This is a genomic window from Kitasatospora sp. NPDC057595 (genome assembly GCF_042800875.1).
In the GTDB taxonomy this organism is placed as follows: domain Bacteria; phylum Actinomycetota; class Actinomycetes; order Streptomycetales; family Streptomycetaceae; genus Kitasatospora.
This window is the reverse complement of record NZ_JBHVGL010000033.1, coordinates 163-26,431: the sequence shown is the minus strand read 5'-3', so window position 1 is coordinate 26,431 and position 26,269 is coordinate 163. Positions and strand designations below refer to the sequence as shown.

The following is a 26,269-nucleotide window of genomic DNA, read 5'->3' as shown; positions in this document are numbered from 1 at the left end:
GTTCGGCATTTTAGCACGAACCAAACCTAAAGAACCGAACCAAACTTAAGTTACCAAACCAAACCTAACTTAACCAAATAACCAAACCAAACCTAATCACCAAACTAATCCAGTCGTGTACGGGTCAAAAATGGGTTGTCACGGCATGCCGTGCATTCGGGGGCGGGCCCGGCTCCTAGCGGTGCCGCGGCTCGTTGGGCCGGTCATGACGAGTGATTTCGAGTCGGCCGGCGGTGCCACGGTGTCGGGCCGGTCCTACGTGCGGACCCGGCCGCGCGGGTTCGCGCCGTGGCGGCCGCGGCCGGAGACGCTGCGGCTGGTCGAACAGGTACAGGGGGTCCTCGACCAGTACCGCGAGCACCTGCCGATGACCGCCCGACAGGTGTTCTACGCCGCGGTCGGGCAGTGGGGGTATCCGAAGACGGAACAGGCGTACGACCGGCTGTTGGAAACGCTGGTACGGGCGCGACGGGCCCGGATGATCCCGATGCACGCCATCCGCGACGACTCCAGCACGGACGCCCCCGCCGGCGGGTGGGCGGACAAGGGGCGGTTCCTGAGCTCGCTGCGACGCCACGCCGAGTACTACGAACGGGACCTGATGGAGGGGCAGGACCGGGTGGCTGAGGTATGGGTGGAGAGCGGGGGCATGGTCCCGATGCTGGCCGCCGTCGCCCACCGCTTCGGGGCCGGGGTGTACTCCGGCGGCGGGTTCGGCTCCGTCACACTCAAGTACGACACGGCTACCCGGATCGCCTACCGGGAGCGGGGGACGACCGTTCTCAGCATCGGCGATTTCGATCCGTCGGGCCTGTCGATCCTGGACGCGGCCGCCGAGGACGTCAGCGCGTTCGTCGCGGAGCTCGGCGGCCCGGCGCCCCGGTACGTGCGGGTGGCGGTGACGCCGGAACAGATCGCCGAGCACCGGTTGCCGACCGCACCACAGAAGACCAGGGACCGGCGCGGCGCCCACATGGAAGACACGGTGCAGGCCGAAGCGCTCACCCCCGACCAGCTCACCGGTGCTCTGAGCGCCGCCCTCGAAAGGGTCCTCGACCTGGACCGGCTTCGGCGGGTGCGGGAGGCCGGCGACCGTGAGCGCGCGGAGATCATCGAGCACCTGGACCGGCTCGGCCTGGACAGCTGACGGCCGGCCGGTCCGTGCGGGCCGGTCAGTCGGCCTGCGGCTCGTCCAGCAACCGGGCGAGCCGGACGCTCCAGCTCGCGCGGGCGCGGTCGGTCTCGGCCTGGCGGTCGGCGGCGGCGCGCGGGCTGGGCGTCGGCGGGTTCAGCGGCCGGCTCGCCCGGTCCAACCGGGCCCGCTCGACGGCGGCGGCCTGGACCTGTGCCATGTCCAGCGGTCCGGCCTCGGTGGCACGGGTCGGCACGGGCGGGCGGGCGGCGAGCTCGGCGGCCACCTCGGCCCGCTTGATGCCCCACCGCTCGTACTCCGCGCGCCGGCGGGCCTCGTCCTCGGCGGCCCGGCGTGCGGCCTCGGCCTTCGCGGCCGCGCTGGCGGCGTGCGCGGCCGCGGCCCGGTCGTCGCGGGGGACCGGCTGCTGGCGCGCCTGCAGGCTGAGCTCGGCGTGCCGCACGATCTCGGCGGGGTCTAGGTCGTCGTTCTGAATCCGGATGTGCTCCATGGGTCGGGGCCCGTAGCCGTGGGCGTCACGGCGGGTGTTGATCAGCTTCCACAACCGCCAGGCTGCGAGCCGGCCAAGGTTCTCCGCGCTGCGGATACCGCCGGTGAGCAGGAACACCAACTCCTGCTCGGTGGACCGGTGCAGGGCCATCACGATGACCCGATGCAGGTCGGCCCACTGAGTGCCGGAGTCCTGCAGCCACTCACCATCGGCCCCCCATGCGCCGGAGGGCAAAATCTTCCGACCGCGTCCCAGTTGCAGCCTCCAGGACCGCCAGCAGGCCTGTAGGACCCTCTGTGCAACGGCGTGGTAGTCGTCCCCACCACCCCAGGGCAGGCCCGCGCCCCTTTGGCGCGTCCTTTTTGCCTGTTCCATGCCGTTTCGCGACATCAGCCCCTTACTACCGTCAGACAAACAACCCACATGGGGAAATACGCCCCTCGCGTATAGGGGAGACGTTTCGGGTTGTACTCCGGTGAACACAGTGAGTCGGTCGGTGAGCCGGTCGCCGGTGCTCTTGGGCGCCGCCGTGGCGACGCACCGCACGTCCCGGGGCCGGTCTTCCTCGGCGGCCCTGCGCATGGCCTCGGCGAGCCTCACAGCGGCTTCTGCGGCCGGGGTTCCGGCCGGGTGCTCCCACCGGGGGGCGGCCTGCAGATCGGCGGCCTGGTGGCTCGTCAGCTCGACCACCACCGGCTCGGCGTCCGGCTCGGTCCACGCCGGGGCCTCGCCGGCGGTGAGGCGGCCCACGGTGGTGTCCTCGTGCCCGCTGGACTCGACGTCGGGCAACTGCCAGACCTGGAGTTGCTGTGTCAGGTCCTCGGGCAGTTGCTGGGGGATCGCGGCGGGGGCCAGGCACAGCGCGTAGACGGCCACGCGCCCGGGGGCCGGGGCCACCACCCGCTCGGCCAGGCCGGCGGCCTTCACCAGCCGCAGGTCCTCCCAGAACGCATCGAGTCCGAGGCCGTGGCGGTCCGCGTAGCGGCGGGCGAGCTCCATCCCGCCGTCACCGCCGAACTCCGCACGGCCGACGATCCGGCCGGTACGGCCGCAGACGTCCTGGCACGTGAGGAACCGGGCGAACCGGCGGCCGCGCTCGGGCAGTTGGCCGCGGGCAGCCAGAATGCCGACCACTCGGAACCACGCCCGCGGAGAGATCGCGGGAACGCGAAGAACGGCCGGGCGAACTGCGGAAATATGTTCGATGCGCGGGGCGGAGTTGTCGATAAATAGACCCCCCTTTGACACACCGGTGCCAGGGATGGGGGTACCGCCGCCGCTGGTCTGCGCTACTATGGCAGGGCTCCAGGGCGTAAAAGGGCGCCAGTCGGACGGCCTAGGAACCGACCAACTGTTCGTCAGGAATGCGCTGCTTGGTGATGTAAGGGTTCTCAGCTGCCAGACGGTCGCCACAACCAAGAAGCTGAGACCCTGTGAATTCGTGCCTCGCGCACCGCGACCCGGGTAGGACCACCGGGAGGAGACGGTGCCGGGGCTGGTCGCGTTTACGACATAGCCGCCCCCTTCGGCGGGGTCCAGCCGACCGGCCGGCCCTCTTGGTCCACCGGCAACGCGCTGAGCGCGAGCCGAAGCACCTCGGCGCCACTGACGCCCGTAGCTTTCACCAGCTTCTCGAACTTGATTCGAAGCGGGTCGCCCGGAGCGAGTTGGACGGCAGCCGAGATTTTGCGGTCAGCGTCGAACCGCGCGGAGCGGTTCGCCTGCTGCTTGCCTCGGGGTGCTCCCATGCGCGCGCCGCGTCCGTGCGGCTGCGCTTGCGGGTCTCCTGCCATACGGTGATCATAGCCACACAGAACCGAGATGTAATCACTAATCTGTCGTGGCGTGGGTTTTTTCTGGGCGGGTTTATTGGGCTGCTTCAACCCCCGTCACCCGATCGGGTGACGGGGGTTCAGCGTGACGGGGGTTCAGCCAGCCACCGGGGCCGTCTCGGCGGGATGGCGCCGGCCGGCTACTGGGGGTGCCGTGTGGGTCGGTGGCCGAGAGCGGGCCCTGTCGCTATGCCTCCCGGAGGGGCCAGTCGGTCGGGGGGATCGGGGGCAGGCTCTGGTGGTCGCGAGCTGCTTCGGCGGTGCCGCACGGTCGGCAGATCGGGCGTTCACGGGCGAGGGTGACCCGGGACCGCGCGGCCAGCGGGCCGGGGCCGGTGCAACGGGGGCAGCGGTCGGTGTTCACGGGGTCTCCGGGTGGGTTCGGGCGGCCGTGAGGATCTGGCGCCACGTGTCCTCTGCGGTGTCCTGTCCTCCCTCGCGGTGGGCGCGGGCGGCAAGGTCGGTGATGGTGCTGCCGGGGTGGTCGGCGAGCAGCTGGCGGGCGAGGGCCAACCGCGGGTCGCCCTGCCACGGGTACGACTTGGTGCGCTTGCGGCCGGCGCCGCGCGGTCCGCCTCCGCGGCCGCGGGTGGGTGCGGCGGCGGCGGCCTCCCAGAGGCGGGAGCGGCGGTAGGCGGGCTGCAGCTGGCCGCGGTAGAGCACTTCGCCGTCCGGCTCGCCACGGAGCAGGTCGCCGATCGCGCCCGCTGGCGGGCTCTTGCGCCAGCCGGCCACGGTGGTGCCGTCCTTGTGGCCGAGGATCCGGCCGAGCTCGCGCAGGGGCACCAGCTCGTCCGGGTCGCCGTCGCGGTGGATGCCGCCGGCCTCGGTGTGCACCTCGCGGACGGTGGCCTCGGCGAGGGCGGTGTGCCACTGCTGCCACTGCGGCAGGCACCAGTGCATCACCCCCTCGACTTTGACGGCCGGGGGGTGGCCGTTGTTGTCGCGGTCGGCCCACAGGCGGCCGAGGGTGGCGCGGCTGACTCCGGTCTCGGCGGCGAGGGCCAGGCGGTCGCGCAGCCCATCGCGGGCGGCGGTGACGACGGGCCGCCAGACGCGTTCGGATCCGCCGTGGCGCTGGTGGGCGAGGGCGACCAGTTCGGCGGTGTCCGCGGTCGGCTGTTCGGCGAGCAGCTGCACCACAAGGTCGCGCCGGATGTCATCGAGTCTGGTGGGCGGGGCGGGGCGGGGGGACACGGGGGCCTCCTGGTGCTGGGGGGCGCCCCGCTGGGCCGGCAGCAGCGGCCGGGCCAGAGTCAGGGTCGCCATGTGCGGGTGCCCTCCTGCGCGTCGGTCCGCCGGACCCGGGACATGTCGTGCCGGGTGACCACGCACGCCCAGTCCTCGTGCCGGGGGTGGCAGGCGGGCAGGGTGAGCTCGTACAGGCCGCTGCCGTCGCCGGCGTAGTGGTCGGCGACGACGAGGTGGTGGGCGCCGGCGGGAACGGCGGCGGCCCGGGCGGCGTCGGCCTTGAGGATGACCTGGTCACCGGAACGCGGGTCGTCGGCGCGGGTGTGCGCGGTCGCGGTAGGGGGCTGGTTGTCGGATAGCATGGGGTCCTCTTTCTTCTTCACCCGGTGGTGGAGATGGAGGGACGGTGTCCGGTGGGTTGCCCAACATGCCGGCCGTCCCCGCGAGGGCCCGCCGTTTTCGGCGGGCCCTTCGTGTTTCCCGGGGCCGAAGCCCCAGGAATGGTGACGCAATTAAACCACGCTTTCGGCCGGCGTGGTGTCGGCCGGCGCGGAGGCGCGGCGCTCGGCGTGCTCGGCCTCGATGCGGCGCCAGTGCTCGTCCTGCTGTTCGCGCACCCGGCGCTCGGCCCAGCCTTCGGGGATCATCGGCAGTTTCTCGGGCGCTTTGCGGGTGGGCCAGCCGGCGGGCAGGGCGGTGTCGGCGAGGGCTTCGACGGCGAGCCGGCCGTCCGGGGTGGGGGCGAGGGGGCCGCGGTTGCCGGGGGCGCGGTGGTAGAGGTAGCCGGCCCGCTGGAGGAGGAGAACGAGTTCGCGGCGTACGGGGCGTCCGGAGCGGCGGGCGTTCCTGGGGGTGCCGGCGGGGATGATGCGGTAGCGGGTGCGGCCGTCGTAGGTGATGCCGTCGGCGCGCTCGGGGTTGGCGGCTGCGGCCAGGACGGCGTACAGCTCGGCGCTGAACACCGGGGCGAGGGTCGTCACGGCGTCCTCGCGCTGCCTCTTCGCCATGGCGGCGCGGATCTCGCGTTCGTGGTGGCGGGCGTGCTGGACGGCGGCGAGGACGGCGGCCGGCTCGGTCTCGTGCTCGCCGAGGCCGGGCGCGTGCCACTCGGGGTCGGTCAAGCGCGCGCAGTTCGAGCATTCGACGTCGCGCCAGCGGTGGCCGACCTGGTGGAGGGTGACGGGGCTGTCGCCGCGTAGCCCCCACGTGATGACGGGTCGCGGGCCGAGGGCGGCACGGCCTTCCTCGCCGCCGGCTTGGCCGTGGGCGGTGGCGGCTTCCTCTACCTGGTGCCACCACTGCAGGCCGGTGGCGAGGGCGGGGCCGCCGTCGGCCCGGTACAGGGCGATCGGCTGGTCTTCGGCGGGGCGGCGGGCGACGTAGTGGTGTCCGTCGTACTCGATGCCGCGGGCCTGTTCGGTGCTGTTGTCGGGGGCGCCGTACGGGCGGTACCAGTGGCCGGTGGCGCGGGCGAGGGGCGGGCGGGGTGGCGGGTCGGCCTTGGCGCGCTCGTTGGCGGCGGCCCGCTCGGCGGGGAACTCGTCGCGCAGCATGAGGTACTGGTCTCGCTGGACGTCGGTGACGCCGGCCTCGGTGTCGGTGTCGGCGTGCTGGAGGAGTTCGCAGCGGCGGGCGTGCACCCACGCGGCCCACAGGGTGCGGCCGGTGTCGGTGAGTGGGAGCCGGCGGCGGTAGTCGTCGCTGTCGGGGGTCCAGTGGAGGAGACCGCGGGCGATGAGGGTCCGCACGCGCCGGGCGTCGTAGGCGCGCGGTTTCCAGTTGCCGGCGTCGGGGGTGTGGTAGCCGTTCAGGTCCTCCCAGAGCTCGCCGCGGTAGGCGGTGTTCAGGATGTCGGCCTGGGCGCGGGAGAAGCCGGCACGCTCAGCGGCGGCGAGCTCGGCGGTGGTGAGCAGGTTGTTGCGCGGCAGGTGGTGCTCGGCGTGGTCGAGTGCCCAGTAGTCGGCGGTGGCGGCGTCGCTGCTGACGGTCCGCACGGTCCGCCAGCCGTCGGTGTCGTCGGGGTCGGCACAGTCGCCGTCCCCGTGGCCGGTGCGGCGGCACTGGATGTGCCAGCGCTGGCCGGTGGCGAGGGCGGGGACGGCGCGCACGAACGCGGGCACCACCAGGATGTCGTCCTGGTCGTCGGGGTCGGTGGCGGGTTCAAGGTGGCGGGCCTGGACGGCGGCGGTCCACAGGGCCGGCTGCTGGGCGGGGCGCGTGCGGCGCCTGGGTGCTTTGGCGGCGGGCGGCGCGGGCGCGCGGGGCGGGGAGGGGCGGGTGTCCAGCTGGAACTCCAGCTGGAGGGTGGAGGGGTAGAGGGAGGCGCGCCCGTACGGGTAGGTGCGGGCGATCACCGGGTCGGTGCGGCCGCCGGAGGCGGGGGCGCCGTGTTCGGTCCAGCGGTCGGCGAGCTGCTGGGCGTGAGCGTCGCAGGCGAGGGCGTGGTGGCCGGCTTTCAGGTCGCGGGTGGCGAGGCGGTAGCCGACGACGCGCAGTGTGGCGTCGGCGTGGCAGGGGACGGGGGCCTGGCAGGTGGGCGGGATGTACACGGCGTGGGCACCTTGCGGGGTGGGGCCGGGCCCCGGAGCGGTGGTCAGCGGTCTGCTGACGGCGGGTCCGGGGCCCGGCGGGCCGGCGGTCGGTCAGTGGGCGGGGCGCTGGCGGGGGACGGTGCCGAGCGGGCCGGGTCGGCGGCCGTCGTGGCCGGTGGCGGGCTCGGGGTCGGGGCCGAAGGGGCGGGCGCCGCCGGCGCCGGGGGTGCCGTCGCGGCGTTGGCCGGGCAGGTGGCTGGTGAACCGGGGGATCGCCCGCTCGTTGCCGTCGGGGGTGCTGGACATGGGTCTCCTCGGTGGTGGCGGAGCGGTTGCCCTCGCTCCGTGGGTGGTGCCGGCCGCCGGTCGGCGGCGGCGGTCAGGTGGCCTCGGCGGGTGCCGGGGCGTCGGCAGGGCAGGCGGGGTGCTGGCGTTCGGGACCGGCGCCCGTTGGGGGCCGCCCGCGGCCCCCGGCGGGAACGCGCCGGTCCACGGGGCTGCCGCCCCGGAGGGGCGTCGATTTCCCGCGCCGGCGGCGCGGGGCCGGCGGCCGGGCTCTCCCGGCCGCCGGTCCGGCCTGGTCAGCCGGTGGTGAGGGCGACGGCGAGCGCGGTTCCCCGGTGGTCGGCGGCGTCGTCGTCGGGGTGCGTGGTGGTCCAGCCGCAAAGGCAGGCGGTCCCGGCCGCCGGGGCCTTGGTGGTCCCGGGGCGTGGTGCCCCGGGACCGTGGTCACGGCTGCGCGGGCGAGAGGCGGGCGTGGGCCTTGGCGCTCTCGGCGGCGAACAGGACGGTGCCGTACTCGTCGCCGACCCGCGCCAGTTCGGCGGCGGTGACGTGGTGGAGGGTGTATGGCCCGGCCGGGGCGGTGCGGGTGATGGTGTAGTGCTGGTGGGCGACGGTGAGCCACCAGCCGTTCGCGGACACGCGCAGCAGAACGGAGCGGTAGCGGTCGGCGTCCTGCTGGTAGGCGGTGAGCGCGGGGGTGATCTCGTCCTCGGTGTCGACGTCGGCGATCGCCGTGTTGCTGCCGCTGGGGTACAGGGTGATCGGCTTGCCCGGGGCGATGCGCACGGCGTCGTAGGCGCGGCCGTCGACCATGACGGTTCGGACCTCGTAGGGCAGGTCGATGCCGTCGTCGTGGTGGTGCCACTCGGTGTGTCCGGCGGGCTGGGGTTCGGGGGTGGTCATCGGTGCTCTCCTCGGTGGTGGTTGGCCCTGGTGGGGCCGGGGGTGCGCGGGGTTGCCCTCCCGCGCGGGTTGGTGGTGGTGCGGTAGGTCCGGGGCGGTTTGCCGTGCGGGGCGTCAGCCCCGGTCCGGGGCGGCTCGATGCCGCCCCGGACCGGTCCCCGCCGCCGGGGCCGGGGGCCGGTCCCCGGGCGGTGGTGCCCGGGGACCGGCGGGTGGTCAGACGGTCGCGTAGCGGGCTTCGGTGAGGCGGTCGGCGTGGTGCTTGAGGACGTTCACGGCCTGGGTGAGGCTGGTGAAGGTTCCGTGGGTGCCGCCGAGGCGGTGGGCCGGGAGTCCGGCGACGAGGTGGTGGACGACGTAGGCGATCCGGCCGGGGCGGCGGCGCACGCGGTAGAGCTGGCCCCGGTAGGTGACGTGCCATGTGCCGGTGGTGACGCGCTTCATGGTGTAGGTGCCGGTGGTCTGGGCGTGGGCGAGGGGGCTGGGCTGGGCGGTCTCGGCGTCGGCCTCGGGGTAGGCGTCGTGGCCTGTGGTGTCGGCGGGGTGTGCGGCCTCGCAGACGGTGCACGCCTCCTCGCCCTGGGGGTTGGCGGTGTGGCAGGCGGCGCACTGCCACGTGGCGGGGGCGAGCCCGAACGCGGTCCGCTCGGCCGGGGTGAGGCGGCGGCCGTGCTCGTCGGCCCACCGGACGTAGGCGGTGGCGGGGTCGATCGTCGACACGCGGGCGTACTCGTCGGCGAACTGGGCCGGGATGTCGATGTCGTGGCCCCACAGCATGTCTCCGGCCCATGCGGTGGCGGCGGCGCGGCGGGCGGCGGTGACCTGGTCGTGGACGGCGCGGACGATGGTGGCGCGCTCGTCGTCGGTCAGTCGCCAGTAGGGCAGGTCGGTGGCGGGGCGGCCGGTGATGCGGGTGGTGCACCCGCCGCACCGCTTGGTCAGCCACCCGTCGGCGTCGGGGGTGCTGTAGAGGCGGACGCCGGTCACGGCGTCGTCGCCGTGCCACAGGCAGTCGCCGATTCCGGCGGGCTCGACGGGGGTGGGGCCCTCACCGGGGTTGCCCTTGATCACCGTGGTGAGCTCGGTCACGCTGCAGGGCCTCCACTGGCCGTCGGTGTGGAACGCGGGGCTGCTGTCGAGCGCCCACGGGGTGGTGGCGGTGCGGGCCCAACTGGCCTGGAATTCCTCGCCGTAGCCGTTGCCGCCGGTCAGGACGTGGACGCGGCGGGTGTCGTCTCCGCAGGTGTCGATGCGCACGGTCCAGTTGGCGGCGGTGGCGGTGGCGGCGAGCTGGGCAGCGTCGGCCGGAACAGCCGGGACGGCCGGGGCCTGCTCGGCGGGGGCCTGCTCCTGCGCGGGGGCGGTGAGGATGTCGGCAAGGGCGGTGAGGGTGGCGGCGGCGATTCGGCTGCCGATCCGGACGCTCGCCTTGCCGGTGGGCACCCAACGGGCGCGCTGGCGGGTCCAGCTCGCGGACACCCGGTCGGCGCCGCGCTCGGCGTGCACGAGGTAGGTGGCGTCGGGCCCGGCGGCGTCGCTACGCGTCTGGGTGACGGTCCAGCCGTTGGCCTCGGCGGCCTTGGCGAGCTTGGCCGCGCCGGTGGGGATGGTGCTCATGTGGGTTGTTCTCCCGGTGGTGGTGTTCCTCCCGGCCGGTTGGCCGGGGGTCTCGGCGGGGGTTGCCCTCCCCGCCTTGATGACTCAATTAAACCATGGTTCTGGGGGTGGTGTCCACTCTGGGCAAGGTCTGAATGGGGGTGTTTTCGCTGGTCGGGGGCCGTGCCGGGGGCGGGTCCGGCGGCCGCCGGTCCTCCGGCAGGGGTCGGGCTGGTGGGCGGTTCGGCTCCCCCGTCGCTCGGGCAGGCTCTCTGCCCTGCCACCGGTTCTCCGGGGGGTCAACTCGCCGTGCTTTTGGGCGAGTTGACCCCCCGGGGGTTCGGTGGCTGCCTCGGGTGCCCGGGTGACGGGGGAGCCGGGCCGACCACCCCGAGGCAGCAACCCCCCACCCGCCCGCACCCACGGCACCCGCCCCCGCCACCCACCGGCCGGGGGCCGGGCTCCCTCGGCCGCCTTGGCGCCCCCCGGAGGGCCCCCGGAGGGAACCGACGAAACCGGACGGCTCCACCGCCGGCGGTTCGCCGGACCGGCCCGCCGGCCCCGTGGGGCCGGCGGCGGCCGGGGGCGCAGGGTCGCCCTCCCGCGAGGGCTTGCGGGTCAGGGGCGACGGCGGCTCGACTTGGTCACGATGGTGCCGCTGAAGGTGTTGTTGTCGCCGTTGAACGTGACGCCGCCGTTGCTGCTGGCGTTGATCTGAGGGCCGTTGCCGGTGTTGAGCGGGCCGGTCAGGGTGCCGATCTGCACGATGCTGCCGTTCGTCACGGTGGTCTCGGTGACGTTGTTGTCGGTGTTGTCGTTCGCCATGGTGTCTGCCTCCTGCTGGAGGCCGGGGCCGTCCCGGCGCTCCCCTGCCTGCCGGTCGGCCTTCGTCGGGCACGGGCCGGCGGGCAGGGCAATTCCGGGGTGTGCGGCGGGTGCCGGGCGAACGACACCCGCCGTGATGACTCAATTAAACAACAGTTTTGATGGCTTGTGGCGGCTACGCGGGCTGCGGGTCGACGGCGGCGGGGCTCTCGCCGCCGGTGTTCTGGGCGGGGCGGTGGCCGGTCACTTTGTCGTAGGGGGCGCGGTCGTTCCAGGCGAAGCCGCGTCCGGCGACGGTGACGACGGGGCGCATGTCGGGTCCGCCGGGGACGGTCAGCGATTTGGCGTTCACCCTGATGACCTCCCACCAGCGGCCGCCTCCGATCTGGACCAGATCGCCGGGGCGGAAGTCGCCCGGTCGCCAGAGCTTGGCGCCGGCCGCTTCGGCGTCGGCGACGACCCTGCGCCAGTGCGCCAGTTCCTCGGCGCGCTCGGCGGTGCGGCGCTGGAGCTCGGCGCGGTACTCGGTGACGGCGGGGTCGTCTTTGCCCGCGAGCTTGGCGAGGGCGCGGGCGTCGTGGCGGTCGGCGGCCTGGAGCGTCTCGATTCGGCGGAGGGTGGTGGGGATGTCGTAGCGGTTCTGCTCGTAGGCGGCGGCGGCCTGGGCGCGGTTGTCCCAGTGCTGGCCGCGCTTGAGCTCGTCGCGGCCCCGCCGCTCGGTGGTGTGCAGGCGCTCGCGGTGGTTGCGGTCGCGCTGCTCGGAGTGGTGGCCGATGAGGATCGGCTGGCCGGGGGGGATGCGGCTGAACCCCTCGTCGGCGCGGGCGATCAGAGCCTCGCCGGTGGCGGTGGCGCGGTTGGCCCGGTTGGCGAACCGCTCGGCGCGGGATGCGGCGGCGGCCAGGCGCTCGGCCTCGGCCTCGGCGAAGGGGCGGGCGGTGTCCTCGTCAATGATGATGTCGACCTGGTGGCCGGCGGAGCGCAGTGCCTCGGCAGCCCGGTCGATGTGGTAGCGGTCGGCGGCGCGGTCGCGGCTGCTGGGGATGTACCAGCCGACGTTGCCGGAGTAGCGGAAGCGGGTCGGGTGGAGGATGGCGGCGGTGCCGTCGCCCCGTTCGGTGCCGGTCAGTAGGGTGCCGTCCCGGCGGGTGTGGTGGATGGTCAGCTGTGCCACGGGTTGTTCCTCTCGGTGGTGGCCGGCCGGGCCGTGGTGGCCCGGCCGGGGTGCGCGGGGTTGCCCTCCCGCGGGGGTGGCGGGCTAGGCGGGGTGGTGGCCGAAGGTGGCTCCGCGTCGGCGCATCGCGGTCCGCAGGCGCTCGCGGTTGAGGGTGTGGTGGTCCCTGAGCGCTCCCCAGCGGCCACGGAGGGGCGGCCACGTGCCGTACGCGGTGGCGGTGTCGGTCTCGATCTGCCAGTCCATGCCGCCCTGGGGGTAGCAGCGCAGGTACAGCTCGGCGTCCTGGTCGTCCAGCGTGATCGGGACGGCGACGGACCAGTCGTCGCCGAGGTGGCAGGCCTCGGCGGGGATGCCGACGCGGGTGAGGCGGTCGGCGAACAGGCGGTGCACGGTCTGCGTGTCGAACCTGGGCATGGGGTTCCTCGGGTGGTGGTGCGGACGGGGGCGGGGCAGGCGGTAGCCCGGGGACGGGCGGCTCGATGCCGCCCGTCCCCGGATCCCGCGCCGGGGCCGGCCTGGTCGGCCGGGCGGGCGGGGCTGCGGGGGGTGGTGTCCGGCGGGGCGCGGGTGGTGGCCCGCGTCCCGCCGGGGCGGGCGGTCAGTCCTCCTGGGGCCAGGTCAGCTCGGGGAAGAGCCTGCGGATCTGGGCGTCGGCCCATGCGGTGACCTGGTCGTGGGCCCGCTCGCCGGGGCCGTTCATCGACTGGTGCCAACCGTCGGCGCAGTCGTCGGCGAGCCGGCCGACGATGTCGAGCACCTGGTGCCGGGTGAGGGTCGGCAGGGCTTCGCCGTCCTCGCCGGTGCTCCAGTAGGCGTCATGGAGCTTGGCGGCGAGCGCCTGGGCGTCCATGCGGACGGTGGTGGTGACGGTGAGGCTGGTCGTGCGGTCGGCGGCGCGGTGGAGCCGGGCGGTGGTGCGGGTGTCGCTGTGGGCGGGGGTGAGGCGGTCGGGGTCCAGGCGGGGGCGCACCCACAGCGCGCGGGCCTCGGCCTGGTGGTGGCAGGCGATGATGACGGTGGCGAGGGTGTCGATGTGGGCGATGAAGCGGGCGAGGGAGTTGCCGCTCTCGTCGGCGGTGGGCGAGCGGTAGACCTGGGTGGCGTAGTCGGCGGCGTCCTCGTGGCGGGCGGGCTGGTAGATGGCGCGCAGACGGCCGTACTGGGCGAGGGTGCCGGGGAGGTAGCCGTGTCCGTCCTCGATGGCGATTTCAGCGCCGTCGGGCAGGCGGGTGGTCAGCCAGTGCCCGAGGCTCCCGCCGGGGCCGTGGCGCTCGACCTGGATGCCGTGGTGGGCGAGGGCGGTGGACACCGCCTCGGTCAGGGGCTGGTCGGGGTGGTGCTGGGGGGTGGCGTTCATGGCGGGGTGGTCCCTCTCGGTGGTGGTGGGTGGGGGCCCGGCGGGGGCGGGTTGCCCTCCGCGTCCCGCCGGGCGGCTGGTGAACGGGTGTCAGCTGGCGATCGGGGCGGCCGCCCGCGTGGTGGCGGCGACGCGGGCGCGGGTGTACTCGCCGAACGCCCTGACGTGCTCGGGGGTCGGCAGGCGGCGGGGGGCGGCGCCGGCGGCGGGGGTGGCGGTCCACCCGTCGGGGCCGTAGGACACGGCGGTGATCTCTCCGCTCAGCAGCAGCTCGGCAAGGTCGAGTCCGGCGGCGAGCGGGGCGGCGAAGCGGTAGGCCCTGGCGTTCATCGTGTTACTCCTGTCGGTGGTGGTGGGTGCCCGGGGCCGGTGGGCCCCGGGCGGTCGGCGGGGGTTGCCCTCCCCGCCTTGATGACTCAATTAAACCATGCTTTTGGTCGTGGGTCCAGTCACCATGCGGCGTCGGACGGGGACAGGTCGTCTAGGTCGCACGCCTCGTACTGGGCCTGCCGCTCGGACTCGGTCAGCATGCCGCACCGTCCGGGCCTGCCCTCGTCGCGGGGGCACCGGAACCGGCCGTCCTCACAGGTGAAACAGTCCATGGCGATTCCCTTTTCTGGTAGTTGAGTTGGCGCCGTCGGCCGGGGCGGGCGGGGTGCCCGCCCCGGGCTGATGGTCGTCAGACCTTGGGCTTGTAGGGCTTGTCGTCCAAAACGGCCCGCTCGATCGGTACGGGCTCGTAGCCAAGGTCGGCCAGGATCCGCAGGTACTGGCGCGTCTTGTCCCGGCGGCCCTGGTTGGCGCCCGGGTCGGTACGCCATGCCTCCTTGGTGGCGTCCATCTCCCCGCACGCGGTCAGCCGGGCGAGCCCGAGCGCCGTCACGCGGGCGGCGGTGGCCGTGTCCGCGAGCTTGGCGAAATCGGCGTCCGTCAGATGCGCGCCGTTGCCGACGGCCGGCACGCCGAGCAGTTCACCGAGCACGCGCAGGGTGCGGTGGTCGCCGTACCTGCCGGGGATGCTGGCAAATCCCCCGATGAGCGCCATGCTGACGGCCCGCTGCAGCGCGGCGGCCTCCTTCGCGCTGTACTTGCGGCCCTTGGCGAAGAGCGCTTTCAGCCATGCCCGGCGGGTCTCGGTGGCGGCCTGCCATTCGATGTTCCCCGCCTTGATGGCGGCCGCCTCAGCAGCGGTACGCCGGGGCTTGCCCTCGTTCGGCAGGACGATTCGGTGCTCGTAGAGCGCCCAGTTGACGCAGAACTGGGTGTAGCGCTCGCTGCCGTAGGAGCGGACCCACACGGCGCCCCGGCACGTGGCGGCGTGGTCCGCCGGGTCGATGGCCCTGCCGTCCGCGTCCCGCAGGTACGTCAGCCGGGACGATTTCTCGCTCAGCTCGTCAGTCTCACGGATCCGGGCTCCGGCCTCGGCCAGTTCGGCACGGTGCTCGGCCGCCGCGCGGTCGGCCCTCTGACGGGTGCGGGCGTGGTTGATCGCGAACGTCAGGTTCCCGCCACCGGCGGCTACCTGGGCCAGCGACTCCATGGTGGCGGGGTCGTCCTCAAGATCGGCCATCGCCTCCATCTGGTCCAGGGTCAGCGCGATGGCGGGCACGGCGGAGCGCAGGGCCTTCACGGGGTTGATGCCGCTGGCCGTGACAACCCGCTTGACGTCTTTCTGGGTGCGGCCGGACGCGGTGGCGATGTCGGCGGTGCTCGCGCCGAGCTCGGCGGCGGAGAAGAGGCCGGCGAGCTGTTCGCTCTCCTTCAGCGGCTCGCGGTGAACGGCGGTGCTCAGCATCTCCAGCCGCTGTCCGGCGGCGTCGGCCCTCACCCACTCGTAGGGCACGTGGCTCAGTCCGGCCCGCTTCGCTCCGGCGAGTCGGCGGTGTCCGTCGACCACCAGGGGCCGCCCGTCCTCGCCCTGGGTGATCCGCAGCCGGATGTCCACGCCCCGGCTCAGGCTCGCGATGAATGCCGCCGTGAGCTTCAGGTCCTCGCGGAGATTGCCGGGGTGGGCCGTCAGCTCGGTGATGCGGATCTGCGGGAGCGGGGAGTAGGGGACGGACTCCAGTCCGGCGGCGGCGGCGGCGGCCAGGCGGCGCAGTCCGTCCAGGACACGCAGGGTGCCGTCGGTGCGCTCCTCGATCCACAGCGGGTCGGTGATGCCGTGCTTGGTGATGTCGGCGGTCAGCTCCGGATCGGCGGCGGCCGGGACGTTGCCGTGGGCGATGAGGTCCGCGACGAGCGCGCGCGCCCACACGGGGGCGGGGGCGGCCGGCTTCTTGCGCCTGGCGGCGGCCTTGCGTGCGGGGGTGGCGGTGGCGGTCAAGGGTTGTTCTCCCGGTGGTGGTGTTCCTCCCGGCCGGTTGGCCGGGGGTCTCGGCGGGGGTTGCCCTCCCCGCCTTGATGACTCAATTAAACCATGGTTCTGGGGGTGGTGTCCACTCTGGGCAAGGTCTGAATGGGGGTGTTTTCGCTGGTCGGGGGCCGTGCCGGGGGCGGGTCCGGCGGCCGCCGGTCCTCCGGCAGGGGTCGGGCTGGTGGGCGGTTCGGCTCCCCCGTCGCTCGGGCAGGCTCTCTGCCCTGCCACCGGTTCTCCGGGGGGTCAACTCGCCGTGCTTTTGGGCGAGTTGACCCCCCGGGGGTTCGGTGGCTGCCTCGGGTGCCCGGGTGACGGGGGAGCCGGGCCGACCACCCCGAGGCAGCAACCCCCCACCCGCCCGCACCCACGGCACCCGCCCCCGCCACCCACCGGCCGGGGGCCGGGCTCCCTCGGCCGCCTTGGCGCCCCCCGGAGGGCCCCCGGAGGGAACCGGAAGGCTCCGAGGCCGGCACTTCAGCGAACCGGCCGCGCGCCCTGCGGGGCAGCACGGGCGAGCGTCCGGCCCGGTCGGCATCATCCGGATGAGCCACCACCCCCAGGAGTTCAAGATCACCTTGCGGTGGTCAGTACCACCACCATTCGGTGATCCGCTCGCCCTTGGACCCGTAGTCGGGGTTCACCCGGGTTTCCTCGCCGAGTACGCGGTGCACGGCCGCGACCAAGTTGTGGTCCATCTGGCCTTCGGCGTGGATCGCGCCGGCGTCCAGGCGGAGCTCCAGCGTCCCGTCAGCGGCGACGCCGACCAGGATGATTTCGGTGTCCAACCACGGCTCGAACCCGGAGGTGGTCAGCATTTCGTGGGCCTCGATGATGGCGGCGCCGTCCGGCTCCTGGTCGTAGTAGCCGTTCACCAGTTGCACCGGGTGCTCGCGCACGATCCGGGGCCAGTCGATGAAGTCGGGCACCTTGCCGAGCGTCAGCGTCGGAATTTCGCCTTCCCGCAGCCGGCCGTCGAACTCGGTCCGGGCCCAGTCCGGGACGGGGGTGTTCGGTCCGAAGGTGCGGCTCCGGTCCGGGTGGTGGACCATGTCGGCGGTCGCGGCTACCCATGCGTGGCGGCGCTCGGGTGACCACCGGGTGGAGTACTGGTCGTCGCTGAACTGGTCGACGTACCGGACCAGCCGGTCCAGTTGGTCCTGGGCCTCCTGCACTCGCGTCATCGCTTGGTGCTCTCCTTCGTCGTGGTGGTGGCCGGCGGCAGCTGCGGAAGCCCCCGGCCCTGCCAGCATGGCGGCGTGGAAGCTGGTTGGTCGACATCGCCGGTGGCCGCTCGGTAGTGCCCCTGGTCGGCGACGCGTGGGGTCAGGCGGTGGCGCCGCCGTCGTAGATCGTTTTGACGTCGCTGCGGCGTTCCTCGCGTGCCTTGGCGTCGGCGGGCAGGCGGACTTCACTGCGCTTCAAACCGTTCCACTTCCACGCGATGTAGGCCATCCGGGGGTGGTCGCAGCGGTTGTGCAGGTAGACGGTGGTGGTCAGCCATCCGTCGTCGTCGTAGCTCCAGGCGATGCAGCCGTCGACGCCGCGGTGCATGGTGCGGGTCTGGGCGGCGGCGGTGGTGGCCAGCATAGTCAGGACGGTGGCGGCGGCCGTGGTGGCGGCGGCGAGTCGGCGGGGTGTCAGCACGGCTGGGTCCTCCGGGAAGTCGGCTCCGGGCCGCGGGACTTGGCGGCGTACTCGGGGAACCGGGGTCTGCCCGCTCGGGTTGTCCGGGTTCACCCGGATGGCGCATGGCGGCGGGGGTGGTGTGGGATGCTGGCGCGGTGGAGGATGACCGCTATGTCCCGGATCTCCTTGTCCGGCTGGAGCTGGCGGCCGGCGGGTGGCTCACGCCGTCGTCGGGGCCGCTGGCGGTACGCGACCTGCTCCCGCTGATACGGCGCGCTCGGGATTCGACCGCGGGCCCGGCCCGGCGGTCCTGGGACGTGGCTCTGCGGGTGACGGACGCCCAGCTCTGGTTCCTCGGTGGCAGCGAGCTCGATTCCGACCGCGAGCTGTGGGAGCGCGTGCACGATGCCGTCAGGCGAGCGGCCGCTGAACAGCCGCTCCTCGCCGGCTGACCCCTCGGCCTGGTGCCCGGCGTCGTTCCGAGTTCCGAACGCCGGCAAGAATAAAGGATGTCCTTTAATGCAGAACAATTCGTTGCCGATTACCGTGTGGGTTCAGTTCGAGTCGGCGAAATTGTTGTCGAAAATGGCGGAGAACCAGCGTGGAGAGGAGGCTGATTTCGTGGCTGACCTCGTGCGCGGGGGAATGCGAAAACGTGACGCGCGCGTGCGGGCGGCGGCGGTGCGGGCCGAGCGGTGGCCGTCGATCAGCGCGGTGGTGGGCCGGGCCCTGGAGGAGAGGCTGGCGGAGGAGGACCTGGCCGGCCCCTGGAAAGGGCTGACGCCGGCGGAGCTCGCCCGGCTCTCGCTGTCGGGAGCCTGGCCGGGCCCGACGACCGGCCAGCGGTTGGTTCAGCGCCGGTACTCCCTGCCGTCGGCCATGGTGCTGCGGCTGCGTACGATCTCCTGGCGGCTGAGCGAGGGGCCGCTGACCGCTCTGGAGGAACGGGGCCTAATCGGGCAGCGGGTGCTGAGCCTGAGCGATGAGGAGCACGCCGAGCGGCTGCGGCTCGCGGCCCAGCTGTATCCGGTGGGCCGGATCGTGCGGGAGGCGCTGGCCCGGTACGGGCCGGTGCCCGCCGGACCGCAGTAAAGGATGTCCTTTACTGTCTCCGGCTTGCTAGCCCTTTCTCCGAAATGCTGTTTGATTTCGTGTTTCGGTTGCGTGCGGCTTTCCTTTGGTGTATTTGTGTGGTGCGGTCGAATTACTCTCTGGAAGGGAGATGGAAATATGCCGCGTGATCTTGGTGATGTGCTGCATGAGTCGGCGGACGGCCGGCACACCTACCGGTCGAACAGGGCTCCGGCGCATCTGCTGACCCGTGCCCAGTTGCGGGCGCAGGGGCTGAGTGAGGCGGGTCTGCAACCGGCGGGCTGGCTGCACTACAACGAGCACCACGGGACGTGCCCGCTGTTCGATCCGGCGACGGCCCGGCCGGTGCGGTCGTTGACCGAGCGCCAGCGGGAGAACCTGGCGAGGGGCCGGTTGCTCGCGAACACCGCGCCGTGTGTGGAGTGTGAGGTGGCGCGGGTGCGCTGGTACCCGTCGTGGGAGGGGGTGCCGGTGTGCGACGGCTGTGGGCCGGCTCGGTGGGAGCGTCGGGAGCGGGAGGCGGCCGAGCGGCGGCAGGCGGCCCGGCGGGAGCACGCGGAGATGCTGGTGGAGGCGAAGCGGTCGGCCTCGCGGTGGGCGGCCGGCTTGCTGGAGCTGGTGGACGGGCCGGTGGGTCTGCCTCTGGAGGGGGCGGCCGGGTTGCTGCCGGTCGTGGTCGACGCGGAGACCACGGGGCTGTCGGGGTACGTGGTGGACCTGACGGTGATGCGGCTGGACGGGGAGGTGCTGCTGGACACGCTGGTGGACCCGCAGATGCCGATCCCGGAGGAGGCGACGGAGGTCCACGGGATCACGGACGAGATGGTGCGGGGGGCGCCGGTATTTGGCGACGTCGTGGCCCGGTTGGAGGAGGTGCTGCGGGGCCGACGGGTGCTGATCTGGAACGCACCGTTCGACGTGGGCGTGGTGGGCCGGGAGATGTCGCGACTGGTGGACGTCGACGGGCCGCAGCGGCGCCCGGAGGGGGCGGGGCCGGAGTGGAGTCCGGACTGGGAGGCGTTCTGGGCTCGGGAACGGCAGGTGGAAAAGTGGATGGCCTCGTACCTGCCGCAGGACAGGGTGTCGTGTGTGATGCGTCAGCACGCGCGGTGCTTTGGGGCCTGGGACGAGTACCGCGGGGATTTCCGGTGGCAGAAGCTGGGGGGGCCGCACCGAGCGCTCGGGGACTGCCGGCAGGTCGTGGTTCGGCTGAGGGAGATGGCGGCCGACGGCGGTCCGTCCGAGGGAGAGGTGTAGGTGATGGTGCAGGTGCGGGTGATGGGGGATGACGCCGCCAGGGTGCGGGACGTCCTGGCGGTGCTGCTGCCCTATCTGGAGCAGTGCCCGGACCTGGTGGTGGGCGACACCACCGAACTGGGTCACCGCGGCGGTGGCGGGCGGGTGGTGTTCGACCTGTCGTTGCCCCGGTCGGCGGCGGCCTCGACGGCCGGCGGGTCGGCGGACGACCCGCCGGGGCCGGTCTGGGCCTGCTCGGAGCGGGCGGACCGGTCGGCCCGGCCCGGCCGCCAGGGCCTCAACGACGGCCGCCGCGCGCTCCCGCCCGGCGGCTCGCGGTGAACGGTGCGGTGCGAGTTCCGCTGCTCGCCGACTCGGACGTGACCGTGCTGGATGCGGACGCTGCCCATGCCCGCCGGGTCCTGGCCGCCGCCGCCGAGGCGGCCGGCCTGCGCGGCGGCCAGGCTGACGCCCTCTTCGACCTGCTGGCCGCCGCCGCCCTCGACCGCGCCGGCCGGCGGGTCCTGGCCCTGGCCGCCGACGACGACGCCCACGACGCGGATGCGGTGAGCAGGTGCGCCGCTCTTCTGCAGCACAGTGCCGACGGCCTGGCCGCCCGCGCGGCGGCCGCCGGCGTCGGCGACGGCCAGGCCCTGTTCGGGCTCGTCCCGCTGTCCATCCCGGTGGCCCGCGGCTCCGTGCGGCACTGGCAGCGGGGCCGGGCGCCGGCCTACATGTGGACGGAGGAACGGCTGCGGCTCGCCGGGCTCGGGCTGGCCCCCGGTCAGTCCGCGGTCGGCTACGAAGCGGGCCGGCGGGCCGGTGAGCTGGTGCCGCTGTACTCCCCGGCTCACGCGCGCGCCCTGCGCGCCACCGCCACCGAGCGGGCGCTGTATGCCGAACGCCGGATCTGCCGCCGCTGCGGCGCCGACTCCAGCGTGACCCTACCGGGCCGGCTGTGTGCACCCTGCCGTGCCGAGCAGGCGGACCGGACGTGCTCCCGCTGCCTCACGGTGTGGTCGGCACGGCTCGCCGACCGGTGGGAGGACTCGCCGGTGTGTCCGGCCTGCTCCGCCGTCCTGGCCGCTCGCCACGGTGACCTCGTGGCGGTCTTCGACCCACCGACCGCCGTGGGCTACCTCGCGCCGTACGCGTCCCTGGACTGGTCGCGCGGATGAAGGGCGACGGCCGGCCCTGGGGAGGTTCCGGGGCCGGCCGTCGCCGGTGCGCGGGTGGATCAGCTCGCGGGCCTGCTGAACAGGACGTGGGGGCCGCCCCCGGTTGGTGGGTGTCGCGCCGGTGCTCGCCGGCCCTGCACGCTGTGCACTTCGGCGGCGGGGACCGACGCGACCACTCGGCGGCGCTGTGCAGGGGCCTCCGCGGCCACCGCGGCGGCGGCCGCGTCGACCTGGCGGTGCCCCGGTCGGCGGCGGCCTCGACGGCCGCCAGGGCCTCGGCGGCGGCCGCCGCGCGCTCCCGCCCGGCGGCTCGCGGTGAACGGTGCGGCGCCCGCCCCGGCGGCGGGCGCCGCTTCCCGCCTTCTTCGGCGCCGGCGTTCTGGGGAGTCGGTGACCTGCAGCACCAAATGCGCGCCGCCCTCACAGACGTGTCAGTGACTTGGGCGGCCGGGGGCGTTTTCGGCGATCGTCTCCACCATGGCGGCCCACTCGGGTCGTGCCTCTCGGGTCCGTTGCCAACGCAGTTCCTGCAGCAGTGGCCAGTAGGCCTCGGTGTGGAGCTGGGCGGCCCGCAGCCGCTTGGGCGTCGTTGCGAACGCTGGGGCAGCCCGATCCTCCCACTCGATCCATTCGTCACGGTCGGCGTCGTAGTGGGGGCGGAGGCCGTGGCGTCCGGTGGTCTCCCACCGCCGATAGGTCTCCTCTGCGATGCCGAGTACGTGGGCCATCTCGGCGCCGCTGCGGCCGGTGAACGCCCTCAGGTGGATCAGGCGCAGGCGCTCGTGTTCGACGGTGCACAGGTCGGCGGGGGCGACGCCCACCGCTTCCGCCAGGCGCGGTAGCAACTGCAGCTCCGGCGCACGCGTCCCGGCCAGATAGCGCGTCACGGTCTGGGCGCTGACACCGACCTCGTGGCCGATCCGGGCGACCGAGATGCGGGCAGCTGTGCGCGCGGTCCGCAACTTCGCCGGGTCGAAGTCGTAGGCGTTCAACGGGTGGGCTCTCCTCTGTGGACGGAACGGACGCGGGGGTGCCAGAGCGGCGGGCAGAACAGCGGGCCCCCGAACGGGCGCTACGAGCGGGCGTCGATTCCGCTCGTGCTGCCCGGTGTCCGGGGCGTCGATTCCGCTCGTGCTGCCCGGTGTCCGGGGGCCCGGGGTCTGCCCGCGGGCTGGGATCAGCCGGCTGTGCCGTTGCTGGTCCTGAGGCGGGGATGGGCGGCGTGGTGAGTCTCGCCGGTGAATTCGCCGGTCTCCGGGTCGGGGTACGAGACGGTGAGGGTGAGGCAGACCTGGGAGGCGCCGGGGCGCGGGCCCGGGACGCGGGCGATGGCGAGGGCATGCACCTCGGCGGTGGTCGCCTGGCGAGCCCAGTTCGTCGCGGACTGGAGGGCGTCCGCCGCGGTCGGGCCGGTGCAGAGGATCGCGACATGGGCCACGATGGAAACGTCCGACTCCTCGGTGTCCATCGAGCGGATGCTCTGGGACGCCCTGATGAGGTCGTTCGCCAGGGTGCGTTCCACTGGGTGTGGAGCGACTGGGACAAGAGCCTGGGGGGTGGCGGCCGCGGGCAGGTGCTCGGTCATTGGCTCTCCATGGGGTAGTTGCTGAGCGGGTGGCAGTACTGGCAGACGAGCCGGCTGGCGGGTGGCCGTCGGCTCGTGGTCCCTCGGGCCAGGCAGGCGGCTTCCTCCTCGACCCGGCCCAGCACTGCGGCCGGGTCACGGTAGTAGGTCCAGCGCCAGGCGAGGGTGTGCACGACGTCATAGAGCCGGCGGGCCGGCGGCCATCGGGGCACCCGGGGGATGGAGGCGGCCGTCACCGGGGCAGGGTGACAGGACGTCCGGCCGTCCAGCCGGTGGCGACGAACGGCGCGTCCGCGGGGGCCTCCGGCGGCTGACCGATCCGGCACGTCATCTCGTCGGCACCGGGCCGACGGCGAGACGCCCACGCCTGGACGTACTGCGCGACGCACTGGGCGAGCGTCAGCGTCACCGGCTCGGTGTCGGTCAGCCAGAGGCCGTCCGGGCGGACGTGCACGGTGGAGTCGCCAACGGTCAGCGCGCACCCGGGGCCCCACCCCAGACTGCGAACGGACGCGGCGGTGATCCGATCGTCTTGGCCGGCCAGCCACGCCCACAGGTCCACGTACCGCTCGGGCGTGCAGCAGGGCGGCAGGGGCTGCGCTCGCCGAGGCGGGGCCGCCGGGTCCGGCTCGGCCAGGCCCTGGCGGGCCTCGTACAGCCGGGTATCGGCGGCGGGTCGGGGGCCGGCTCCCGGCGGGTCTACGGCCAGCACGCATCCGTACAACAGGCCGTCACGCACGTCCCGGCCCACGATCACCCACGGGTGCAGGCCGCCGAGGGCCAGGGGCGCGATGATCACGCCGTCGGGCGCGAGCTGGTCAACCCAGCGCGGCGACAGGCCGGTTACGGCGGCCGTCACCAGGATGACGTCCGCGGGGCCGATGTCGGGCCGGCCCTCGACGAGATCGCCCACGACGGCGTCCACGACGCCCGCCGCGCGGCGGTGGGGCCCGAGCGGTGCCCGTACGGCCTCGACGTCGCCGAGGGTGGCGTGCACGCTCGCGACGGGCCTGCGGGTTCGGTCGCAGAGCGCGCCGGCGACCGGTCCGGGGCCGATCTGCAGTACCCGATCCCCGGCTCGGACTACGGACAAGACGGGTACCGGCAAGTCGGTCAGGCTGGCGGGTCCGGCCGCCGGACGGGGGGTCATCACCGGGTCACCGCCTGTCGGGGGTCCACGGGCGGCTGCAGCGGCCTGGCGGTGAGCAGGTGCTCAGCGTCGCCACCGTCGATCGGCAGCGCGTAGGGCTCGCCGAGGGCGAGCAGGTGCCGCACGCGCCGGTGCTCGTCGGCGTCGGCGTGCCAGGCCCTGACCGCCTGGGCGAACCTGGGCGGCAGTTGGGTCGCGAGCTGTTCGGCCCGCAGTCGCAGCCACCACAGGGCCAGGGGGTATGCCTGCATCGTGCGGCGGGCCAGCACGGTGGGCGAGGGGTGGTATCCCCATCGCGCGCTCGCCACGCACTCGAACGTCACCGAGGCGTCCGCCGTCGGCATCAGCGGTCCCTGCTCTAACAGCAACACGGGGGCTCCTGCTGGTCGTGGTGCTCTTGGTGGTGGTGGTCGTCGGGACCGCCCCCGCCCTCCGGTGTTGTGGACACGGAGCGGGCGGGGGCGGTCGGCGGCGTGTCCGGGGAAACACGCCGCGGAGCTGGCCGGGGGCGGGGGAGCCGCACCGGCCAGCGGTCTAGGTAGCCGCCACCGGAGGAGTTTCGGAGGCCGGGCCAACCGCCGCCGGAGGAGTCTCGGAGGCCAGCGGCAGATCGATTTCAAACCAGACGGTTTTACCGATGACCTTGACGTCGACGCCCCACCGGTCCGCGGTGAGCTCCACGATCCCCAGGCCTCGGCCCGACTCGGACCGCTCGGTGGCCTGTCGTCGGCTGGGCATCGCCTCGGAGAGGTCCCGGACCTCGCCGCGCAGCCGGACGGAGTCAACGTGGTAGGAAACGACGATCTGGCGCCCGGTCCCGTAGTGCACGGCGTTGGTCACCAGCTCGGAGATGATCAAGCGGACGCTCTCGGCCAGGGGTGCCAGCCCCCACTCGGTAACGGTCTGCACCGCCCTGAGGCGGGCTGCCTTGACGTACGCGGGGTGACGCTGATATCTGGCCCGACTCTCACGCATAGGTCCCCTCCGGCGGTGACCGTGGGCTGACGCACCATCAAGATCCACTACTCGTGATGAACCCATCACGGCGCGTGTCGTTGGTAGGTACTCTGCACCATCGAGCCACCACAGTGTCAAGTCCCTACTTTGTGGACCCCTTACGCTCGTTGTGCGGTCCACCGGGGACCGGGCAGACTGGCCCTCACCGGCCAAAGGGGAGGTAGGACGTGCCGATCAATGCCAATCCGACGATCCGTCAGAGACGGCTCGCACGATGGCTGAGAGACCTCAGAGTCGCGGCCGGCCTCAAGCACGCGGACGCCGCCGCAGCGCTCGGCTGTGCGGAATCCAAAATGACCCGTCTGGAGAACGCACAGTCCGGCGTCCGGCTACTGGATTTGCGCGCCCTGCTGGACCTCTACGGGGTCACGGACGCCACGGTTCGCGAGCAGTTGGAATCATTGGCCAGGAACGCGAACCGAAAAGGCTGGTGGGATCGATACAAAGACTCCATCGACTCGGCCTATGCGGCATATGTGACAGTCGAATCCGACGCGTCCGATATTTACAACGTCGAGACGCATCTCATTCCGGGACTGCTGCAGACCCCGGAATACACGCGCGCTCTGATCCGTCTGCAGGCGCCGGACGCTCCGGACGAAGCGATCGAAACTCAGGTTGCGGTCCGCGCGGAACGGCGGAAGGTCCTGGCCCGGACGGCGCCCCTACACCTGTGGGTGATCCTCTCCGAATCGGTGCTCTACACTCGGGTTGGCGGTCGGGGTGTGATAGAGGACCAGCTCAGGTTCCTTCTCGCGGCGAGCGAAGAAGCGAATATCGAGCTGCAGATCCTTCCTCGGAGTGACCCGATGAACGCCTGCCTGTATGGTCCGTTCGTCATCATGAGTTTCCCGGGGCAATCGGAATCCGACGTGGTCTACGCGGATTCCCCGAGAAGCACCGTGTATCACGAAGTTGACAAGGACGTGCAGACGTTTACCACGTTGTTCCGGCGCTTGAACGCGGCGGCGGCCAGTGTGGATAATTCCCGCCGTTTGATCTCTACGGCTCTGACAGAAATGGCGCAGACGTGACGCATATCGAATCCGCATCGGCCGCCGGGCTTGACTGGCGAAAGTCCAGCTTCTCCGGGAACAACAACAACTGTGTGGAGATCGCAGCGGCGGACGGTTCACAAGCGGTGAGGGATTCAAAAGCTCCCGACGGCCCGGCACTGGTCTTCACTAGCGTCGCCTGGGGCGCGTTCATCGGCAGTGTAAAGGCCGGGGAATTCGAGCAGTAATGACGACTGTAAACGGTTAAGGGGCCGCCGATCTCACGTACTGATCTCACGGATTGGGCTGACTCCTTAACGCTAAGCACGGAGGGGCCGACCTCGATCAAGGTCGGCCCCTCCGTGCTTAGCTCTTGGGTTCACCGGTGCCACGACGCCGGGCGGCGCGACCGGCCCGCTTGGGCTGGGTTCGTTTCTTGGTGACGGCTGCCTTCATCTCTGCCTCCGGTTTGGCCGCCTCGGCCACCTCGGCCTCGGCGGCGTCGGCCCGGCCGGCTTCCCGCTCGGCCACGGCCTGCTGCTCGGCGACGGCGGCGGCGCCGGCCTCCTCGACCGCGGCGAGCTGCTGGCGGAGCTCGGCCACCTCGGCCTCGGCGGCGTCGGCCCGGCCGGCTTCCCGCTCGGCCACGGCCTGCTGCTCGGCGACGGCGGCGGCGCCGGCCTCCTCGACC

General features: G+C 73.0%; 30 protein-coding genes and 1 pseudogene. 8 read left to right on the top strand and 23 right to left on the bottom strand.

Annotated features, from left to right (window positions below):
- The first annotated feature begins 205 nt into the window (after positions 1-205).
- The gene (locus ACFU9E_RS33030) at positions 206-1,147 is read left to right on the top strand and encodes a hypothetical protein (protein ID WP_380684224.1); all 942 of its coding nucleotides are present in this window, start codon (positions 206-208) and stop codon (positions 1,145-1,147) included.
- A 25-nt stretch (positions 1,148-1,172) separates the two neighbouring features.
- Here ACFU9E_RS33030 and ACFU9E_RS33025 read toward each other — a convergent pair whose 3' ends face one another.
- The 16 genes from ACFU9E_RS33025 to ACFU9E_RS32950 all read right to left on the bottom strand — a co-directional run bounded on the left by ACFU9E_RS33025 (position 1,173) and on the right by ACFU9E_RS32950 (position 17,343).
- Positions 1,173-2,777 carry a hypothetical protein gene (locus ACFU9E_RS33025; RefSeq protein ID WP_380684222.1) on the bottom strand — a complete coding sequence of 535 codons (1,605 nt, stop codon included), beginning with the start codon at positions 2,775-2,777 and terminating at the stop codon, positions 1,173-1,175.
- Between the two features lie 371 nt (positions 2,778-3,148).
- Positions 3,149-3,436: a hypothetical protein gene (locus ACFU9E_RS33020; RefSeq protein ID WP_380684221.1), complete on the bottom strand. Its 288-nt coding sequence runs from the start codon at positions 3,434-3,436 to the stop codon at positions 3,149-3,151.
- A gap of 399 nt (positions 3,437-3,835) precedes the next feature.
- On the bottom strand, positions 3,836-4,744 hold the full coding sequence (locus tag ACFU9E_RS33015; protein WP_380684219.1) for a hypothetical protein: 909 nt from the start codon (positions 4,742-4,744) through the stop codon (positions 3,836-3,838).
- Positions 4,732-5,028, bottom strand: coding sequence for a DUF6211 family protein (locus ACFU9E_RS33010; RefSeq protein WP_380684217.1), 297 nt, complete (start codon positions 5,026-5,028; stop codon positions 4,732-4,734). Before ACFU9E_RS33010 ends, ACFU9E_RS33015 begins: the two co-directional genes overlap by 13 nt.
- Before the next feature lie 150 nt (positions 5,029-5,178).
- Positions 5,179-7,215 (bottom strand): hypothetical protein, encoded by a 2,037-nt coding sequence (locus ACFU9E_RS33005; RefSeq protein WP_380684215.1) that lies wholly within the window; start codon positions 7,213-7,215, stop codon positions 5,179-5,181.
- A gap of 93 nt (positions 7,216-7,308) precedes the next feature.
- Positions 7,309-7,503, bottom strand: a complete 195-nt coding sequence (locus ACFU9E_RS33000) for a hypothetical protein (RefSeq protein ID WP_380684213.1) — start codon at positions 7,501-7,503, stop codon at positions 7,309-7,311.
- 423 nt (positions 7,504-7,926) lie between these two features.
- A complete protein-coding gene (locus ACFU9E_RS32995) occupies positions 7,927-8,385 on the bottom strand; it encodes a hypothetical protein (protein ID WP_380715576.1) in 459 nt (152 codons plus the stop codon).
- A 216-nt stretch (positions 8,386-8,601) separates the two neighbouring features.
- Positions 8,602-10,002 (bottom strand): hypothetical protein, encoded by a 1,401-nt coding sequence (locus tag ACFU9E_RS32990; protein WP_380690282.1) that lies wholly within the window; start codon positions 10,000-10,002, stop codon positions 8,602-8,604.
- 597 nt (positions 10,003-10,599) lie between these two features.
- Complete coding sequence (locus ACFU9E_RS32985) at positions 10,600-10,806, bottom strand: hypothetical protein (protein ID WP_380690124.1); 207 nt, start codon at positions 10,804-10,806, stop codon at positions 10,600-10,602.
- A gap of 175 nt (positions 10,807-10,981) precedes the next feature.
- A complete protein-coding gene (locus tag ACFU9E_RS32980) occupies positions 10,982-11,980 on the bottom strand; it encodes a DUF3560 domain-containing protein (protein ID WP_380690122.1) in 999 nt (332 codons plus the stop codon).
- 84 nt (positions 11,981-12,064) lie between these two features.
- Positions 12,065-12,397, bottom strand: a complete 333-nt coding sequence (locus ACFU9E_RS32975) for a hypothetical protein (RefSeq protein WP_380715573.1) — start codon at positions 12,395-12,397, stop codon at positions 12,065-12,067.
- 184 nt (positions 12,398-12,581) lie between these two features.
- The gene (locus tag ACFU9E_RS32970) at positions 12,582-13,340 is read right to left on the bottom strand and encodes a hypothetical protein (RefSeq protein WP_380689541.1); all 759 of its coding nucleotides are present in this window, start codon (positions 13,338-13,340) and stop codon (positions 12,582-12,584) included.
- A gap of 90 nt (positions 13,341-13,430) precedes the next feature.
- Complete coding sequence (locus ACFU9E_RS32965; protein ID WP_380689543.1) at positions 13,431-13,670, bottom strand: hypothetical protein; 240 nt, start codon at positions 13,668-13,670, stop codon at positions 13,431-13,433.
- 349 nt (positions 13,671-14,019) lie between these two features.
- On the bottom strand, positions 14,020-15,666 hold the full coding sequence (locus ACFU9E_RS32960) for a ParB/RepB/Spo0J family partition protein (protein ID WP_380689545.1): 1,647 nt from the start codon (positions 15,664-15,666) through the stop codon (positions 14,020-14,022).
- Positions 15,667-16,283: 617 nt separating this feature from the next.
- Positions 16,284-16,880, bottom strand: a complete 597-nt coding sequence (locus ACFU9E_RS32955; RefSeq protein WP_380688430.1) for a hypothetical protein — start codon at positions 16,878-16,880, stop codon at positions 16,284-16,286.
- Positions 16,881-17,022: 142 nt separating this feature from the next.
- Positions 17,023-17,343 (bottom strand): hypothetical protein, encoded by a 321-nt coding sequence (locus ACFU9E_RS32950; RefSeq protein WP_380688432.1) that lies wholly within the window; start codon positions 17,341-17,343, stop codon positions 17,023-17,025.
- Between the two features lie 137 nt (positions 17,344-17,480).
- Between ACFU9E_RS32950 and ACFU9E_RS32945 the strand changes: the two genes are divergently transcribed.
- The 5 genes from ACFU9E_RS32945 (at position 17,481) to ACFU9E_RS32925 (ending at position 20,831) form a co-directional block, all read left to right on the top strand.
- Positions 17,481-17,777 (top strand): hypothetical protein, encoded by a 297-nt coding sequence (locus tag ACFU9E_RS32945; RefSeq protein WP_380688434.1) that lies wholly within the window; start codon positions 17,481-17,483, stop codon positions 17,775-17,777.
- A gap of 67 nt (positions 17,778-17,844) precedes the next feature.
- On the top strand, positions 17,845-18,417 hold the full coding sequence (locus ACFU9E_RS32940) for a hypothetical protein (RefSeq protein ID WP_380688436.1): 573 nt from the start codon (positions 17,845-17,847) through the stop codon (positions 18,415-18,417).
- 138 nt (positions 18,418-18,555) lie between these two features.
- Positions 18,556-19,674 (top strand): exonuclease domain-containing protein, encoded by a 1,119-nt coding sequence (locus tag ACFU9E_RS32935; RefSeq protein ID WP_380688438.1) that lies wholly within the window; start codon positions 18,556-18,558, stop codon positions 19,672-19,674.
- Between the two features lie 21 nt (positions 19,675-19,695).
- On the top strand, positions 19,696-19,995 hold the full coding sequence (locus tag ACFU9E_RS32930) for a hypothetical protein (RefSeq protein WP_380688440.1): 300 nt from the start codon (positions 19,696-19,698) through the stop codon (positions 19,993-19,995).
- Between the two features lie 8 nt (positions 19,996-20,003).
- Positions 20,004-20,831 carry a hypothetical protein gene (locus ACFU9E_RS32925; RefSeq protein WP_380688442.1) on the top strand — a complete coding sequence of 276 codons (828 nt, stop codon included), beginning with the start codon at positions 20,004-20,006 and terminating at the stop codon, positions 20,829-20,831.
- A gap of 431 nt (positions 20,832-21,262) precedes the next feature.
- On the opposite strand, the gene ACFU9E_RS32920 is transcribed toward ACFU9E_RS32925, so the two are convergent.
- The 6 genes from ACFU9E_RS32920 to ACFU9E_RS32895 form a co-directional block, all read right to left on the bottom strand.
- Positions 21,263-21,823 carry a helix-turn-helix domain-containing protein gene (locus ACFU9E_RS32920; protein ID WP_380688717.1) on the bottom strand — a complete coding sequence of 187 codons (561 nt, stop codon included), beginning with the start codon at positions 21,821-21,823 and terminating at the stop codon, positions 21,263-21,265.
- Between the two features lie 185 nt (positions 21,824-22,008).
- A complete protein-coding gene (locus ACFU9E_RS32915; protein WP_380688715.1) occupies positions 22,009-22,353 on the bottom strand; it encodes a hypothetical protein in 345 nt (114 codons plus the stop codon).
- Between the two features lie 59 nt (positions 22,354-22,412).
- Positions 22,413-22,652, bottom strand: coding sequence for a hypothetical protein (locus tag ACFU9E_RS32910; protein WP_380688713.1), 240 nt, complete (start codon positions 22,650-22,652; stop codon positions 22,413-22,415).
- The gene (locus ACFU9E_RS32905; protein WP_380715572.1) at positions 22,649-23,509 is read right to left on the bottom strand and encodes a hypothetical protein; all 861 of its coding nucleotides are present in this window, start codon (positions 23,507-23,509) and stop codon (positions 22,649-22,651) included. The genes ACFU9E_RS32910 and ACFU9E_RS32905 overlap by 4 nt, the downstream gene beginning before the upstream one ends.
- A 56-nt stretch (positions 23,510-23,565) precedes the next feature.
- Positions 23,566-23,934, bottom strand: a complete 369-nt coding sequence (locus tag ACFU9E_RS32900; protein WP_380688709.1) for a hypothetical protein — start codon at positions 23,932-23,934, stop codon at positions 23,566-23,568.
- A 166-nt stretch (positions 23,935-24,100) separates the two neighbouring features.
- The gene (locus ACFU9E_RS32895; protein WP_380688707.1) at positions 24,101-24,541 is read right to left on the bottom strand and encodes an ATP-binding protein; all 441 of its coding nucleotides are present in this window, start codon (positions 24,539-24,541) and stop codon (positions 24,101-24,103) included.
- 209 nt (positions 24,542-24,750) lie between these two features.
- On the opposite strand from ACFU9E_RS32895, the gene ACFU9E_RS32890 reads away from it, so the two are divergent.
- Positions 24,751-25,617 (top strand): DUF5753 domain-containing protein, encoded by an 867-nt coding sequence (locus tag ACFU9E_RS32890; RefSeq protein ID WP_380688705.1) that lies wholly within the window; start codon positions 24,751-24,753, stop codon positions 25,615-25,617.
- On the top strand, positions 25,614-25,826 hold the full coding sequence (locus ACFU9E_RS32885; protein ID WP_380688703.1) for a DUF397 domain-containing protein: 213 nt from the start codon (positions 25,614-25,616) through the stop codon (positions 25,824-25,826). The genes ACFU9E_RS32890 and ACFU9E_RS32885 overlap by 4 nt, the downstream gene beginning before the upstream one ends.
- A gap of 118 nt (positions 25,827-25,944) precedes the next feature.
- Here ACFU9E_RS32885 and ACFU9E_RS32880 read toward each other — a convergent pair.
- A pseudogene (locus ACFU9E_RS32880) lies at positions 25,945-26,269 on the bottom strand (hypothetical protein); the annotation flags it as partial.